15 protein-coding genes are annotated in these 15,458 nt (G+C 69.9%); all 15 read left to right on the forward strand.

The window, feature by feature from the left end; translation table 11 throughout:
* Positions 1 to 27 precede the first annotated feature (27 nt).
* The 15 genes from murA (at position 28) to VFW66_13140 (ending at position 15,445) form a co-directional block, all read left to right on the forward strand.
* A complete protein-coding gene (gene murA / locus VFW66_13070; protein HEX5387631.1) occupies positions 28 to 1,317 on the forward strand; it encodes a UDP-N-acetylglucosamine 1-carboxyvinyltransferase in 1,290 nt (429 codons plus the stop codon).
* The gene (locus VFW66_13075) at positions 1,310 to 2,116 is read left to right on the forward strand and encodes a polyphenol oxidase family protein (protein HEX5387632.1); all 807 of its coding nucleotides are present in this window, start codon (positions 1,310 to 1,312) and stop codon (positions 2,114 to 2,116) included. The genes murA and VFW66_13075 overlap by 8 nt, the downstream gene beginning before the upstream one ends.
* A 144-nt stretch (positions 2,117 to 2,260) precedes the next feature.
* On the forward strand, positions 2,261 to 2,776 hold the full coding sequence (gene rimP, locus VFW66_13080) for a ribosome maturation factor RimP (GenBank protein HEX5387633.1): 516 nt from the start codon (positions 2,261 to 2,263) through the stop codon (positions 2,774 to 2,776).
* A gap of 24 nt (positions 2,777 to 2,800) precedes the next feature.
* Positions 2,801 to 4,123 carry a transcription termination factor NusA gene (nusA, locus tag VFW66_13085; GenBank protein HEX5387634.1) on the forward strand — a complete coding sequence of 441 codons (1,323 nt, stop codon included), beginning with the start codon at positions 2,801 to 2,803 and terminating at the stop codon, positions 4,121 to 4,123.
* Entirely contained in the window at positions 4,120 to 4,500 is a 381-nt protein-coding gene (locus VFW66_13090; protein HEX5387635.1) for a ribosomal L7Ae/L30e/S12e/Gadd45 family protein, read from the forward strand. Before nusA ends, VFW66_13090 begins: the two co-directional genes overlap by 4 nt.
* 11 nt (positions 4,501 to 4,511) lie before the next feature.
* The gene (infB, locus tag VFW66_13095; protein HEX5387636.1) at positions 4,512 to 7,211 is read left to right on the forward strand and encodes a translation initiation factor IF-2; all 2,700 of its coding nucleotides are present in this window, start codon (positions 4,512 to 4,514) and stop codon (positions 7,209 to 7,211) included.
* Position 7,212: 1 nt separating this feature from the next.
* Complete coding sequence (locus VFW66_13100) at positions 7,213 to 7,494, forward strand: DUF503 domain-containing protein (GenBank protein ID HEX5387637.1); 282 nt, start codon at positions 7,213 to 7,215, stop codon at positions 7,492 to 7,494.
* A gap of 22 nt (positions 7,495 to 7,516) precedes the next feature.
* Positions 7,517 to 7,873, forward strand: coding sequence for a 30S ribosome-binding factor RbfA (gene rbfA, locus VFW66_13105; GenBank protein ID HEX5387638.1), 357 nt, complete (start codon positions 7,517 to 7,519; stop codon positions 7,871 to 7,873).
* A gap of 14 nt (positions 7,874 to 7,887) precedes the next feature.
* Positions 7,888 to 8,784, forward strand: coding sequence for a tRNA pseudouridine(55) synthase TruB (gene truB, locus VFW66_13110; protein HEX5387639.1), 897 nt, complete (start codon positions 7,888 to 7,890; stop codon positions 8,782 to 8,784).
* Between the two features lie 16 nt (positions 8,785 to 8,800).
* Positions 8,801 to 9,748 (forward strand): bifunctional riboflavin kinase/FAD synthetase, encoded by a 948-nt coding sequence (locus tag VFW66_13115; GenBank protein ID HEX5387640.1) that lies wholly within the window; start codon positions 8,801 to 8,803, stop codon positions 9,746 to 9,748.
* 15 nt (positions 9,749 to 9,763) lie between these two features.
* A complete protein-coding gene (secD, locus tag VFW66_13120) occupies positions 9,764 to 11,476 on the forward strand; it encodes a protein translocase subunit SecD (protein HEX5387641.1) in 1,713 nt (570 codons plus the stop codon).
* Positions 11,477 to 11,478: 2 nt separating this feature from the next.
* Positions 11,479 to 12,468, forward strand: a complete 990-nt coding sequence (gene secF, locus VFW66_13125; protein HEX5387642.1) for a protein translocase subunit SecF — start codon at positions 11,479 to 11,481, stop codon at positions 12,466 to 12,468.
* A 109-nt stretch (positions 12,469 to 12,577) separates the two neighbouring features.
* Entirely contained in the window at positions 12,578 to 13,375 is a 798-nt protein-coding gene (locus VFW66_13130) for a TatD family hydrolase (GenBank protein ID HEX5387643.1), read from the forward strand.
* Between the two features lies 1 nt (position 13,376).
* The gene (locus VFW66_13135; GenBank protein HEX5387644.1) at positions 13,377 to 15,062 is read left to right on the forward strand and encodes a formate--tetrahydrofolate ligase; all 1,686 of its coding nucleotides are present in this window, start codon (positions 13,377 to 13,379) and stop codon (positions 15,060 to 15,062) included.
* Entirely contained in the window at positions 15,062 to 15,445 is a 384-nt protein-coding gene (locus tag VFW66_13140; protein HEX5387645.1) for a RidA family protein, read from the forward strand. Before VFW66_13135 ends, VFW66_13140 begins: the two co-directional genes overlap by 1 nt.
* Positions 15,446 to 15,458: the final 13 nt, after the last annotated feature.

Consider the following 15,458-nt stretch of genomic DNA (forward strand, 5'->3'; position numbering starts at 1 on the left):
CCCCGGGGGCAGGAGTGACGTTTCGCCATGCCTCCACAATTTCGCGTCCATGGTCGGCGGCCGTTGCACGGGACGATCCGGCCGGCGGGCAACAAGAACGCGGCCCTCCCGATCCTCGCCGCCTCGCTTCTCGCCGGCGGCCCGGTCGAGCTGGACAACGTGCCACGGATCCGGGACGTGCAGACGATGCTGGCGCTCCTGGCCGACCTGGGCTGCGCCGTCGAGTGGACCGGACCCCACGCCGTTCGCCTCGATCCCGCGGCCGCGCGCCTCAAAGCCCTCGATCCCAAGCTTTCGGCGCACATACGCGCATCGATCCTGCTCGCGGGCCCGCTGCTCGCGCGGTTTGGGAAGGTGATGCTGCCGCCGCCCGGCGGCGACGTGATCGGCCGCCGGCGAGTGGACACCCACTTTCTGGCGCTCGAGCACCTCGGCGCATCCGTCACCATGGGCGAGTGCTACGAGCTGGAAGCGCGCTCGCTGCGCGGTGCCGACATCTTTCTGGATGAGCCAAGCGTCACAGGGACGGAGAACGCGCTCATGGCGGCGGCGGCGGCGCGCGGCCGCACGGTGCTGCGGAATGCCGCCTCGGAGCCCCACGTCCAGGACCTGGCCCGCTTCCTGGCGGCGATCGGCGCGTCGATTGATGGCATCGGCTCGAACGCGTACACCATCGAGGGCGGTCGCCCGCTGCACGGCACGGCCGCGCCCTACGTCATCGGGCCGGATCACATCGAGATCGGGAGCTTCATCGGGCTCGCCGCCGTGACCAACGGCGACATCACTATCGATCCGGTTCGCCCCGAAGATCTCCGCAGCACGCTCCTCGGCTTCGACCGGCTGGGCATCCGACCCCGAATCGATGGCACCCGGCTCATCGTGGACGCGAACCAGGAGCGGCGGGTGCGCCCGGATCTGGGCGGCCATGTGCCCAAGCTCGAAGACGGCCCCTGGCCCGCGTTCCCGGCCGACATGATGTCCACCACGATCGTCACCGCCACACAGTGCGACGGCATGGTGCTCATCTTCGAGAAGATGTTCGAGTCCCGCCTCTTCTTCGTGGACAAGCTGATCGGCATGGGCGCGCGGATCGTGCTCTGCGATCCGCACCGCGCGGTGATCTCGGGGCGCGCCCCGCTCAAGGGCGGCGTGGTGGACTCGCCCGACATCCGCGCCGGCATGGCGATGCTGCTCGCGGCGCTCGCCGCCGAGGGCACTAGCACCATCCATAACGTGGGCCAAATCGAGCGGGGGTACGAGCGGATCGACGAGCGCCTGAACGATCTGGGCGCCGCGATCGAGCGTATGGATGACTGACGATGCCACGGTGCGGGAGGCGCCGGTGGCGGGCCCGGTACCCCGGTTCGAGATTCCCGGGTGGCGCAAGCGCTACGGTGTCGTCGCCGGCATAACAGGACGCGGCACCGGCGGCGGCGAGGAGGGCGACTTCGATCTCGGTCTCTGGACCCGCGCCCCGGTGGCCGATGTGATGACCCGCTGGCGCGAGTTCCGCCAGGCCGAGCCCGGGTTCCATGCGCACGTCATGGCGCACCAGGCGCACGGCGCGAGGCTCGCCCGCCATGGGGAGACCGCCGGATGGGTGGTGCTCGACGGGGTGGACGGGCACGTCACATCGCGCCCCGGCGTGCTGCTTCTCGTGACGGCGGCCGACTGCATCCCCATCTACCTCACGGCGCCGCGTGAGGGCGCCGTCGCCCTGCTGCACGCGGGGTGGCGAGGCACGGCGGCGGGCATTCTCGAGCGGGGGATCAGGGCGCTTGCGCGCAAGGTGGGCGTTCCTCCGGCCGAACTCGCCATGCATTGCGGCGTCGGCATCTGCGGCGACTGCTACGAGGTCGGCGCGGAGGTGATGGCGGCGTGCGGCGTGCCGGCCGAGGGCAGGGGTCCCTGGCACCTCGACCTCCGCAGCCACCTCGCGGCACGGGGCCGCGCGCTCGGGCTCGTAAACATCACCCGATCTGCCTGGTGCTCGGCCCACGACCGGCCCACCTTCTTCAGCCACCGGGCGAGCGGCGGCACGGATGGCCGCATGGTGGCCTATCTCGGCCGGCCGGATTGGGGCACCGGCACGTCTCCTGGCCGCGAAGCGCATTGACGTATTGCCAGACCGCCACTAATATTTGGCTGCTGTCCCGGACGCCCCCGCCGAGCTGGCAACGGGCATCCATCGCTGGACCGTTTCTCGTTGGGCCGAGTGACGATGTGGGGGAGTTCCCCCACATTTTTTTTCATTGACGCGATGTCGCTCGACGCGCTCCTCAATCCGATCCGCGAGCAGCTCGCCGGCCTGGGCTTCGAGCTCGCCGACCTGCGCCGCACCGGTACGCTGGAGCGCCCCATCCTGCAGCTTCGCGTTGATCGTCCGGACAGCGGTCCCGGCCATGGTGTCACGGCGGAGGACTGCGCCACGATCAGCCGCACGCTCGAGCGCTTCCTGGAATCCAGAGCTCTGGTCGGTCCCCGGTACGTGCTGGAGGTCTCCTCCCCGGGCATCGAACGGCCGCTCCGCTGGCCCGAGCACTGGCGCCGCTACGTGGGCCACCGTGCTCGGGTGCGGGCGGCGGGCTGGAGCGGCCGGCGCGAAGTCGAGATCGTGGCGGTGCCGGACGACGAGCACGTCGTGCTCCGTCCACCCGGCGGCGCCGAGCAGGTGGTGCCGTTCGCCGAGATCGGCGAGGCGCGCCTGATGGCGGACTGGGATGCATTTCTGAAGCGCGGGCGCAAGGGTGCGCCGCCGCGCCGGCCCGGGGCGTAAGCGCCCCTCTTCCGGAGTCTGGGGATGTCGAGTTCGGCTGAGATGTTGGCCGCGTTTCGCGAGCTGACGACGACAAAACAACTGGAACGCTCCGACCTGCTCGAGCTGCTGCGCGACGGGATCCAGGCGGCCCTCGTCCGCAAGTTCGGGCCGAATGTCAAGTTCGAGCTCAGTGTGGACGAGATGCAGGGCACCATCCGGATCGTTCGCCTGCGCCAGGTGGTGGAGGCGGTGGAGGACCCGAGCTATCAGATCACGCTGGAAGACGCGCAATTCGAGGATCCGGACTTCGAGGTGGGCGACATGCTGGAGGAGGAGATCTCCTTCGCCGAGTTCGGCCGCCTTGCGGTGCAGGCCGCCAAGCAGCGCATCATCCAGCGGGTGCGCGAGGGAGAGCGGACCCGCATCCGCGAGGAGTTCGCCGGCAAGGTGGGCGAGCTGCTCTCGGGTGAGATCCAGCAGATCGAGCGCGGCAAGCTGGTCGTCATGCTGAACAAGTTCCGCGAGGCAGAGGCGATCATCCCCTACCGCGAGCAGAACCACCGCGAGCACTTCCACCAGGGCGACACGGTGCGCTCGGTGCTCAAGCGGCTCGAGGAGACGCCGAAGGGTCCCCGGCTCATTCTCTCCCGCGGCGACCCGCTCTTCGTGAAGGCGCTCTTCAAGCTCGAAGTGCCCGAGATCCAGCAGCAGATCGTCGACATCCGCGCCATCGCGCGCGAGGTGGGGAGCCGCACCAAGGTGGCCGTGATCTCGCGCGACGACGCCATCGATCCCGTCGGCGCCTGCGTCGGGCTCAAGGGCTCGCGGGTGCAGGCGGTGGTAAACGAGCTGGGCGGCGAGCGGATCGACATCGTGCCCTGGTCGCCGGACCCCGAGCGGTTCGCCCGGCTGGCGCTCGCGCCGGCCCGTGTGGCGAAAGTCTTCTCCGATCCGGAGAGCAAGACCATCCAGGCGGTGGTGGACGAAGATCAGCTCTCGCTCGCCATCGGCCGCAACGGGCAGAACGTGCGGCTCGCCTCCGAGCTCACCGGCTGGAAAATCGATCTCTACTCCAGCCGCGAGTGGCTCGAGCGCGGCGGCGAGGGGCCGCTATTCGCCCCGCTCCCGCCGGAAGATGAGATGGTCTCGCAGGTGCCGCTCACCGAGCTCAAGGGGCTTTCGCCGGAGCTCATCGCGATCCTGAACGGCGCGGGGTACCGCACGCTCAACGACGTGCTCGACCTCGATCGCGACGACGTGACCAAGATTCCCGGCATGACGCCCGAGGCGGCCGAGCAGCTCATGACCTTCCTCGCCGAGCTGACGGACGAGGACGGCGCCGAGGAGGCCCGGCCCCGGGCGTGAGCGATCTACTGGGCCTCATCGGCCTCGGCGCTCGAGGACGGCTGGTGGTGATCGGGGTGGACGCGGTGCGGCGGGAGTTGCAGGCCGACGAGTTGAGCTGCGTGGTCGTGGCGTCCGACGCGAGCGAGCGCGCGGTGGACAAGGTCGTCCGTCTCGCGGCGGCGAGAAGAGTGCCGCTCGTGGCGGGCCCCGACGCGGCGGCGATCGGCGCGCGGCTCGGGCGGCCGCCGGTGATGGTGGTCGGGGTGCGCGATCGCGGGTTGGCCGGCGGCATCGTGCGATCGGCGCCGCCGGGCAAGGGGCCGGGGCGGCCGGGGGCGCGCGGCCCGAGGGCGGTGGTACGGGAACCGGCGCGTGAGCGGCCGGAGCGACAGTGACGGAGGATTGAGTGGTCAAGACGAGAGTACATGATCTGGCGACGGAGTTCGGTGTCCCACCCGAGCAATTGCTCGGGCTGCTGAAGGACATGAACATCGTCGTGCGCAGCCATCTGTCGCCGCTCGAGACCGACCAGGTGTCGGCGGTGCGGGTGCGCTGGGAGCGGGAGAAGCGCAAGAACGCCGAGGGGTCCGCGCCCAGGCGGGGTCGCCGGAAGGCCGTCAAGGTGCCCGAGCCGGCGCCGGCGCCGGCCGAGGCGCGCCCCGCCAAGCGGCGCCGCACCGCCGCCGAAGTAGCCCAGGTCGAGGCCCAGGCCGAGGCCGACCGTGCCGCCGCGGAGCAGGAGCAGAAGCCGCTGCTCGAATTCGAGTTGCCCGGCTCGCGCGCCGAACAGGAGCCGGCACAGAGCCAGACGCTCGAGGAGCGCGCGCGCGCCCTGTTCAAGGATCTCCCACCGCTGCCCGCGGACCTCGATGATGAGTCTGCCGCTGCGGGAGCTGCGCCCACAGCCTCGACCGCGGAGCCAGTGCTGTCTACCTCACCCGGTCGGCCTCAGCGCACGCCGTTCATCCCGCCACGGATTCAGCGTCCGGCCCCCTCGGCTGGCGCGCCCCCGCGCGCCGGCGGCCCACCATCCCGTCCCAAGCCGGTATTCAGCAGCGGCGGCCCCGGAGCGCCCGCGCGTCCGGGAGAGCGCCCGGCCGCGCCCACCCGCAATTTCGGCCCCGACGCCCAGAAGGGGGGCGCCCGCAAGAAGGGCAAGAAGGGCAAGCACTCGTCGGTAGATCAGGAAGCGGTGCAGGCCAACATCATGCGGACGATGCAGACTATGAAGGGCGGCGCAGCGCGGAAGGGTGCACGCCGCTCCGACGAGCCCTCGTACCGCGAGCAGTTGGCCGGCCGGATGGCCGAGGAGCGGGAAAAGGAAAGGACCCGGATCCGGGTGAACGAGTTCATCTCGGTGTCCGAGCTGGCCGCGGCCATGAAGGTGCCGGCCACCCAGATCGTCCAGTTCGCCTTCAAGGAGCTGGGCATGATGGTCACGGTGAACCAGCGGCTCGACTTCGATCAGATCGAGCTGATCGCCTCCGAGTTCGGCTTCCAGGCTGTGCGCGAAGACGAATACGCGGCCGCGGTCGAGTCCGCCGAGCCGGAAGACGCCGCCGATCTGCTGCCGCGGCCCCCGGTGGTTACGATCATGGGCCACGTGGACCACGGCAAGACGTCGCTGCTCGACTACGTCCGAAAGACCAACGTGGTGGCCGGTGAGTCGGGCGGCATCACCCAGCACATCGGCGCCTACCACGTGACGCTGGGCGGCGACAAGGAGATCACGTTCCTCGACACCCCGGGCCACCAGGCGTTCACCGCCATGCGCGCCCGCGGCGCCCAGGTGACGGACATCGTCGTGCTCGTCGTCGCGGCCGACGACCAGGTCATGCCGCAGACGGTCGAAGCGATCAGCCACGCCCGCAATGCCGGCGTGCCGATGATCGTCGCCATCAACAAGATCGATCTGCCCACGGCAGACGTCGACAAGGTGAAGCGCGACCTGCTCCAGCACAACGTGGTGCTCGAAGAGTTCGGTGGCACCGTGCTCTCGGCCGCGATCTCGGCCAAGAAGGGCACCGGCGTGGACCAGCTGCTGGAACAGGTGCTCCTCCAGGCCGAGTTGCTCGACCTCAAGGCCAACCCGAACGCGCCGGCGCACGGCACCGTGCTCGAGGCGACGCTCGACCCGGGCAAGGGCCCGCTCGCCACGGTGCTCGTCCAGCGCGGCACGCTCCACGGCGGCGACAACTTCATCTGCGGCAAGTTCTCCGGGCGCGTCCGCGCGCTCTTCGACGAGCGCGCCCGGACGGTGAAGGACGCGGGCCCGTCGATCCCGGTGCAGATCCTCGGCTTCGAGGGCGTGCCCGCCGCGGGCGACATCTTCGGCGTCGTCACCGATGCGGTGGAGGCCCGCGAAATCGCGCAGAAGCGCCAGCGGCTCGAGCGCGAAGCGCAGAATCGGCGCAGCGCGCGCGGCGGTACGCTGGAGGACTTCAGCCGCGCGTTGCAGGAAGGTGCCGTGAGCCAGCTCCGCATCATCATCAAGGCGGACCAGGGCGGCCCGGCGGAGGCGCTGGCCGACGCGCTGGCGCAGCTCAGCACCAGCGAGGTGCGGGTGGACGTGGTGCACCGCGGCGTCGGCGCCATTACCGAAAGCGACGTGCTGCTCGCCAAGGCATCGAACGCCATCGTCCTGGGCTTCCACGTGCGTCCCGACTCCAACGCCCGCGCCGCGGCCGAGCGGGAGCAGGTGGACATCCGGACCTACCGCATCATCTACGAGGCGGTGGCCGATGTACGCAGCGCGCTCGAGGGGCTGCTCAAGCCCGAGGAGCGCGAAATCGTGCTCGGCGAGGCCGAGGTGCTCCAGCTCTTCAAGGTGAGCAAAGTGGGCACCATCGCGGGCTGCACGGTGCGGAGCGGCACCATCCAGCGCGGCGCGCGGGCGCGGGTGACGCGGGACGGCGCCGTGGCGTACACCGGCGCGCTCTCCAGCCTCAAGCGCTTCAAGGACGACGTGCGCGAGGTGAAGGAGGGACTCGAGTGCGGCATCGGCATCGAGAACTTCAACGACCTCAAGGTCGGCGACCGGATCGAATCCTTCCGGATGGAAGAGGTGAAGCGGACCCTGCAGCCCGCGGGGGCAGGAGCGGTCTAGCGTGGTCGTGGCCGTGCGCACGTGGGAGTTGCATCTCGAGGGGTGCCAGTCGCTCAAGGACAAGCGGAGCGTGCTCAAGCCGCTCACGGCGTCGCTCCGGCGGTCGTGCAACCTGTCGGTGGCCGAGACCGGTCATCAGGATCTCTGGCAGCGGGCGGAAATTGCCTGCGCGGCGGTCGGCAGCGCCCGTGCGGTGGTCGAGGAAACCCTTCGCTCGGCCGACCGACTTGTGGAGGGGGCCGACGGCGTGCGGATCATCGACACGGCGACGGCGTTTCGATGATGGGCGCCGCGGGAGCTCGAGCATGAAGTCCTCCCGGCGCCCCGAGCAGGTGGGCGAAACGGTGCGGCAAGTCGTGGCCGACGCGCTCGCCCGCGAGGTGCGCGACCCGCGCGTCGGGTTCGTCACGGTCACGGCGGTGCGGGTAAGCGGCGACCTGTCCCACGCCCGCGTGCTGGTGGCGGTTCCGGGCGATGAAGCAGCGCGGACCCGGGCGCTCGAGGGCCTCATGAGCGCGGCAGGCTTCCTCCGGACCAAGGTCGCCCGCGCGCTGACCACTCGGGCGGTGCCGGAGCTGCATTTCGAGCTGGACGAGGGACTCGCGCACGCCGCGCGCATCAACGCGCTGCTCGACGGCCTCCGGCGGGAGTCGCCCGACTGATCGGCGCGCTGCTCATCGACAAGCCCGGTGGCCCCACCTCGCATGATGTCGTGCGCCGGGTGCGCCGGATCTTCGGGCTCCGCGCGGTGGGCCACACCGGCACGCTGGATCCCTTCGCCAGCGGGCTCATGGTGGTGCTGCTCGGCCGGGCCACGCGGTTGGCGCGCTTCGTGGAGGCGGCGTCGAAGACCTATCTCGCCACCGCGCGTCTCGGCGTGCGGACCGATACCGACGATGCGACCGGCACGCCGATCGGGGGCGCGGACGGTGGGCATGGGGCGGCGGACGGCGAGGCCGTGGCGGTGGACGAATCCCGGGTGCGCGCGGCGCTCGCTGCCTTGAGCGGCCCGCAGCGCCAGCGGCCGCCGGCGTATTCGGCCAAGCACGTCGCCGGCACCCGAAGCTATCGGCTGGCGCGCGCGGGCAAACGGGTGGAGTTGCGGGAGACGGCCGTGACGGTGCACCGGATCGAGCTGGTCGAGTGGCACCGCGATGCGGTGACGTTTCGGACGGTGGTGAGCGCCGGCACCTACGTTCGGGCGCTGGCGCGCGACCTGGGCGACGCGCTGGGCGTCGGCGCGCACCTGTCGGAGCTTCGCCGCGAGGCGATCGGCCGTCTGCGGGTGGAGGAGGCCGTGCCGCTCGACGCGCTCACGCGCGAGACGTTGCCGGTCCCGCTCCGGCACGTGCTGTCCGACCTGCCGGCGGTCGAGCTGGATGACGCCGCGCGGGCAGGAGTGCGGCACGGGCGCGCGGTGCCGATGCCGGCCGATCGCGCGGCGGCCGGGCAGAACACGATCGTCGCGGGCGCCAGTCCCGCCGTGCTGCTGGTCGCCGATGGCGAGGTGGTTGCCGTGGCGCGCGAGGAGGGAGGCTGGCTCCGGCCGAGCGTCGTGCTGGAGGACGCATGAGCCGGCCGGCGGCGTCGTGAGCGGGGCGATTTCACCCGATGCCGGCGGCGCCGTGGTCACCGTTGGCTCGTTCGATGGTGTGCATCTCGGGCACCAGGCGGTGCTGGCCGAGGTGGCGCGGCGGGCCGGGGCCGGGAAGCGGAAAAGCGTGCTGGTCACCTTTGAGCCGCATCCGCTCGCGGTGATCAACCCGCAGGCCGCGCCGCCGCTGCTTACGAGCGGGCCGGAACGGCGCGAGATTCTCGCCCAGCTTCCGCTCGACACCGCGCTCTTCCTGCGGTTCGACCGGCGGCTCGCGGGGCTCTCGCCCGAGGAGTTCGTCCGCGAGGTGCTGCTCGCCCGCTGTGGGATGCGCGAGCTGGTGTTCGGCTACGACCACGGGTTCGGCCGGGGCCGCAGCGGCGACGTCGAGACGCTGCGCCGGCTCGGGAGCGAGCTGGACTTCGCGGTCGACGTGGTGCCGCCGATCGATGCCGGCGGGGAGCCGGTGTCGAGCGGCCGGATCCGCCGCGCGATCGCGGGCGGTGATCTCCGGACCGCGGCGCGCCTGCTCGGCCGGCCGTACACCGTGAGCGGGCGCGTGGGTGCGGGAGAGCGGCGCGGTCGGCTACTCGGCGTGCCGACCATCAATCTCGACGGCGTGCCGCGCGAAAAGCTGCTTCCGCCGGACGGCGTGTACGCGGTCTGGGTGGAGTGGCGCGGCGGACGCGCCGGGGGAATGATGAACCAGGGGCCCAAGCCCACCTTCGAGGATGCGCGGCGGTCGATCGAGGCCCATCTGTTCGGCTTCGATTGCGACCTCTACGGCGAGTGGGTGCGCATCGAATGGGTGGAGCGGCTCCGCGACGTTCGGCGCTTTGCCGGCGTCCAGCAGTTGCAGGACCAGTTGGAGCGCGATCGCGCGCGGGCCGAGGCGATCCTCGCCGCCGGGCCGCCGGACCTTAGCCGCGTCATGCACGCGTGAGTTGCTGAGCAGACGATGCCCACGAACATCCGGAACCGCCTGATCATTATCGCCCTACTTGTCGGGCTGTGCGTCTACTTTCTCTTCCCCCGCACCGCAACGGTTCGCGTGCGTGGCGCGGATGGCGCCATGCACAACGTCGAGCGGGAGCAGGTGCCGCTCAAGCGCGGCCTCGACCTGCAAGGCGGGATGCACCTCGCGCTCGATCTCGACCAATCGAAGCAGGTCTCGTCCGATCCCAAGCGCGACCTCGACCTGGCGCTGACCGTGTTGCGCAAGCGCATCGACGAGTTCGGCGTCACGGAGCCGCTGATCCAGAAGGTGGGCGACGACCGCATCGTGGTCGAGCTGGCCGGGGTAACCGAGCCCGCCCGCGCAAAGGAAATCGTGCAGCGGAGCGCTTTCCTCGAGTTCAAGATCACCGATGAGACCCACGCGCTCGAGAAGGCGCTGCCCGCGATGGACCGCGCGCTCAAGGGCCTGGGTGTCACGTCCATCGACACGGGCGGTGCCAAGGGCGCGGCCAATGCCGCCGGCGCCAAGCAGCCGTCCGCCGTCCAGCAGCTGCTCCACGGCGATACCGCCAGCGCGGCCAGCGATACCTCGAAGCCGGCCGCCGACACCGCGAAGCCGGCGGCCGACACGACGCCCCTGATCGGCGGCGTATTGAGCTCGCTCGTGCAACCCGCGTCCGCGATCGAAGCGAGTGCGGTCCCCGGCGAGTACATCGTGCCAGAAACCGCATTTCCGCGGGTCGACAGTCTGCTCAACCTGCCCGCGATCAAGCGCCAGCTCCCGCGCGGCATCACGCTTCGCTGGGCAGGCACGCCCACGAGCATCGGGGTGCAATCCTACCGGTACCTCTACGCGCTCGACGAGAAGAGCATCATCACCGGTGCCAACCTCGAGGACGCCAAGGCCGAGCTCGATCCGCTCACCAACGGCCCGATCGTCACCTTCCAGCTCGACCGTGCCGGCGGCCGCAAGTTCGGCGAAGAGACCGCCCGGCACATCGGCGACTACATGGCGATCGTCCTCGACGGCCGGGTGCAGGGGCGGCCGCCGGTGATCCAGAGCCGCATCGGGCGGAACGGTCAGATCACGTTGAGCGGCAAGTCGCTCCAGGAGGCGCAGGACCTGGCCCTCACGCTCAAGGCGGGCGCGCTGCCCATTCCGCTCAAGATTGTCGAGGAGCGCCAGGTGGGCGCGAGCCTCGGCGCCGACTCGATCCGCGGCGGGATCACGGCCGGGCTGGTGGGCACCCTGCTCGTCGTTCTCATCATGATCGCGTACTACCGGTGGAGCGGCGTGCTCGCGGTAGTGGCGCTCGCCCTTTACATCCTCTTCACGTTGGGCGGGCTCGCGGCGTTCGGCGCGACGCTCACGCTGCCGGGTCTCGCGGGACTGGTGCTCTCGATCGGGATCGCGGTCGACGCCAACGTGCTCATCTTCGAACGGATCCGCGAGGAGCTGATCGCGGGCAAGACGATCCGGCTCGCCGTGGATGAGGGGTTCAAGCACGCGATGGACGCGATCATCGACTCCAACGTGAGTACCGTGCTCACGGCGCTCTTCCTCTTTCAGTTCGGCACGGGGCCGGTCAAGGGCTTTGCGGTGACGCTCATTCTGGGCATCGCGGCATCCATGATCACGGCGGTGTTCGTCACCCGGACCTTCTTCCTCATGTGGCTCAACCGCCGGCCCGCCATGTCCACGCTGAGCATCTGACGATGACGCGCTTCTTCGCCCACGCCAATTACGATTTCATCCGGGTCCGCCGGTACGCGTACGCCGTCACGGCGGCCATCATCCTGCCGGGCCTGATTTTCTTGCTGGTGCGCGGTCTCAACTACAGTATCGAGTTCACCGGTGGCACGCTGCTGCAGATCAAGACGCAGCAACCGGTCGACGTGGCCCGCATGCGATCCGCGCTCGACCGGCAAGGCATTCACGGTGCCGAGATCCAGCAGTTCGGCACCGCCACCGAGTACGTGATCCGCGCGCGGGTGGCCAAGGCCGGCACCGACGCCAACGACACCCAGGCGACCGCGAACGCCGTCCACCAGGCGCTCGACAGCGATCTCGGCGCGGGGACGTACTCCATCCAGCGCACCGAAGCCGTCGGTCCGAAGGTCGGTGGCGAGCTCAGGCAGAAGGCGTTCTTCGCCATCTTCCTCTCATTCTTTGCCGTGCTGGCGTATCTCGCCTACCGATTCGAGTGGCGATTCGGGCTCGCGGCCGTGGTCGCCACGGCCCACGACATCATCGCGACCATCGCCTTCATCGGGGTCCTTCACCTCGAGGTGAGCCTCGTCGTCGTCGGCGCCGTGCTCGCGATGGTGGGCTACTCGCTCAACGACACGATCATCATCTTCGACCGCGTACGCGAGAACCTGCGCAAGCACAAGCGCGAGTCCTTCAAGGATACGTTGAATCGCTCGATCAACGAGACGCTGCCGCGGAGCATCCTGACCCACGGCACCACGCTCTCCACGCTCATCGCTTTGGCGATCTTCGGCGGCGAGGTGATCCGCCCCTTCGCACTGGTGATGTTCTTCGGCGTGTTCACGGGCACGTTCTCATCGATTTATATCGCGTCGCCGGTGCTGATGGCCATCGAGGAGCGCTGGCCGGGCCCGGATGCGAGAGGAGCGAGGACGACGCGGCAGAAGGCGGTAGGGACGCCGGCGGGACGAAAGGCACAGCCCGCGGGGCGCTAGCGAGACGGTACAGGCGGTAGGGACGGTAGAGCCGGTGAGGGAGTCCGCCGGCCGAGTCCTTACCGCCTCTACCGCCCCCACCGCCTACCTGACCCCCTTACTACTCCGTATGCTTGTCGACTCCCACTGCCACCTCACAGATCCAGCATACGATCTGGACCGCCTTGACGCCCTGGCGCGCGCCTGGGCGGCCGGGGTCGGGCACATCATTGCCATCGGCGAGTCTCGTGCGGCAGCCGAGCGCGCGCTCGTGCTTGCCGCCGCCGAGCCCCGCCTTTCGGCCACCGCGGGGCTGCACCCGCACGAGGCGTCGGCGTGGAACGAGGAATATGCCGAGTGGCTCCGCGCGGCGCTTCGGAACCCGGCCGTGGTTGCCGCCGGGGAGATGGGGCTCGACTATCATTACGATCACTCGCCGCGCGGCGTCCAGCGCGACGTCTTCGACGCCCAGATGGCGATCGCCCGCGAGGCGGGGCGCCCCGCCATCATTCACGCGCGCGAGGCGGACGCCGACGTAGCCGCCATCCTCGCCAATCACCGGGACACCGTCGCCATCCTCCATTCATTCAGCAGCGGCATTGGCCTCTTGCGGGCGGGGGTGGGTCTGGGCCACTATGTCTCGTTCAGCGGGATGGTCACGTTCAAGAGCTGGTACCTGGACGACGCGATCCGTGACACCCCGCTTGACCGGATCTTGATCGAGACCGACGGCCCGTACCTGGCGCCCGTACCGCATCGCGGGCGGCGCAACGAACCGGCGTTCGTCCGCCTCGTCGCCGAGCGGATCGCAGCCGTCCGCGGGCTCGAGCTCGACGCCGTCACCGCGGCCACCGGCGCGAACGCGGCGCGGGTGTTCGGCTCCCGGGTCGCGCCGTTGCACCCTACACTCCACCCCGGAGTCCTTTGACGTGACGACCGCCGCCCCCCCCGTGCCCACGGACATCGCCATCGCGCAGGCCGCAAAGCCGCGTCCCATCGCCGACGTCGCCGCCGAGGTCGGGCTCGGCCCCGACGAGATCCTGCCGTATGGCCGGAACAAGGCCAAGATCGCGCCCGAGGCTATCGCCAAGCGCAAGCCCACCGGCCGTCTCGTCCTCGTCACCGGCACCAATCCGACCCCGGCCGGCGAGGGCAAGTCCACCGTCACGATAGGCGTGGCCCAGGCGCTGCGGCGGCTCGGACACAAGGTGATCGTCTGCATCCGCGAGCCCTCGCTCGGGCCGGTGTTCGGCGTGAAGGGGGGGGCGGCCGGCGGCGGCTACGCGCAGGTGATCCCGATGGACGAGATCAATCTCCACTTCACCGGAGACTTCCACGCGATCACGTCGGCGAACAATCTCCTGTCCGCCATGCTCGACAATCATCTGCACCAGGGCAACGCGCTCGGCATCGACCCCCGGCGCATCACCTGGCCGCGCACGATCGATATGAACGACCGCGCGCTTCGCTCCATTGTCATCAGCCTGGGCGGCGTCAACGCGGGGCCGGTGCGCGAGGACCGGTTCGTCATCACCCCGGCGAGCGAAATCATGGCCATCCTGGCGCTCGCCACCGACATCGCCGATCTGGAGGAGCGGATTGCCCGGATCGTGGTCGGATTCACCCGCGACCGGAAGCCCGTCACCGCCGGCGATCTCAAGGCGCAGGGCGCCATGACGCTGCTCCTCAAGGACGCGCTCCTGCCGAATCTGGTGCAGACGCTCGAAGGTGGCCCGGCGCTGGTCCACTGCGGGCCGTTCGGCAACATCGCCCACGGCTGCAACTCGATCGTCGCCACCCGGCTCGGACTCGGCCTCGCCGACATCGTGCTTACGGAGGCCGGCTTCGGCGCAGACCTCGGTGCGGAAAAGTTCTTCGACATCAAGTGCCGGTTTGGTGGGTTGAACCCCGAGGCGGCGGTGGTCGTGGCCACCATCCGCGCGCTCAAGATGCACGGCGGCGTCAAGAAGGATCGCCTGGGCACGCCGGACGTCGAGGCGCTGAAGCGCGGCCTCGTGAACCTCGAGGCGCACGTGAAGAACGTGCAGAAGTTCGGCCTGCCGGTGGCGGTCGCGGTGAACCGGTTCACCTCCGACAGCAAGGAAGAGATCGACACCCTGCTCGACGCCTGCCGGAGTTGGGGCGCGCGCGCCTCGCTGAGCGACGTCTGGGCCAAAGGCGGCGAGGGCGGGGAAGCGGTCGCCGAAGATATTCTCGCCATGCTCAAGGAGAAGAAGGCGAAGTTCAAGCCGCTCTACGACGCGAAGCTGCCGATCAAGGAAAAGATCGAGACAATCGCCCGGGAGATTTACGGCGCGGACGGCGTAGACTATACCGCCGCTGCAGACAAGAGCATCCAGCAGCTCGAGTCGATCGGTCTCGGCCAGACCCCCATCTGCATGGCCAAGAACCAGTACTCCTTCTCCGACGACCCCACGAAACTCGGGCGGCCGAAGGGATTCCGCATCACGATCAAGGACGTCTACCCATCGGCCGGCGCCGGCTTCGTCGTGGCACTTGCGGGGGACATCATGACGATGCCCGGGCTGTCCAAGTCGCCCGCCGCCGAGTCGATCCGCGTGCTGCCCGACGGCACGATCGAAGGCCTCTTCTGATGCGCGCGGTCGCCACCGATCGCGCGCCCAGGGCGATCGGTCCGTACAGCCAGGCCATGGTCGCCAACGGACTCGTCTTCACGGCCGGCCAGGTTGCGCTCGACCCGGCCACCGGCGAGGTGGCTCCCGGAGGTGTCGCCGAGCAGACCGCGCGCGTGATGCAGAACCTGGGCGGGATTCTCGCCGCCGCGGGCTCCGGCCTCGACCGCGTGCTCAAGACCACCGTCTTCCTCACCGACATGGCCGACTTCGCCGCCATGAACGCGGTTTACGCCGACGCGTTCGGCGACCACCGGCCGGCCCGCTCCACGGTGGCCGTCGCCGCGCTGCCCAAGGGGGTCAGGGTCGAGATCGAGGCGGTCGCGGCGGTGGAGCGATCCTGACCAGCGTCGCCTC

Source organism: Gemmatimonadales bacterium (genome assembly GCA_036279355.1).
In the GTDB taxonomy this organism is placed as follows: Bacteria; Gemmatimonadota; Gemmatimonadetes; order Gemmatimonadales; family GWC2-71-9; genus DASQPE01.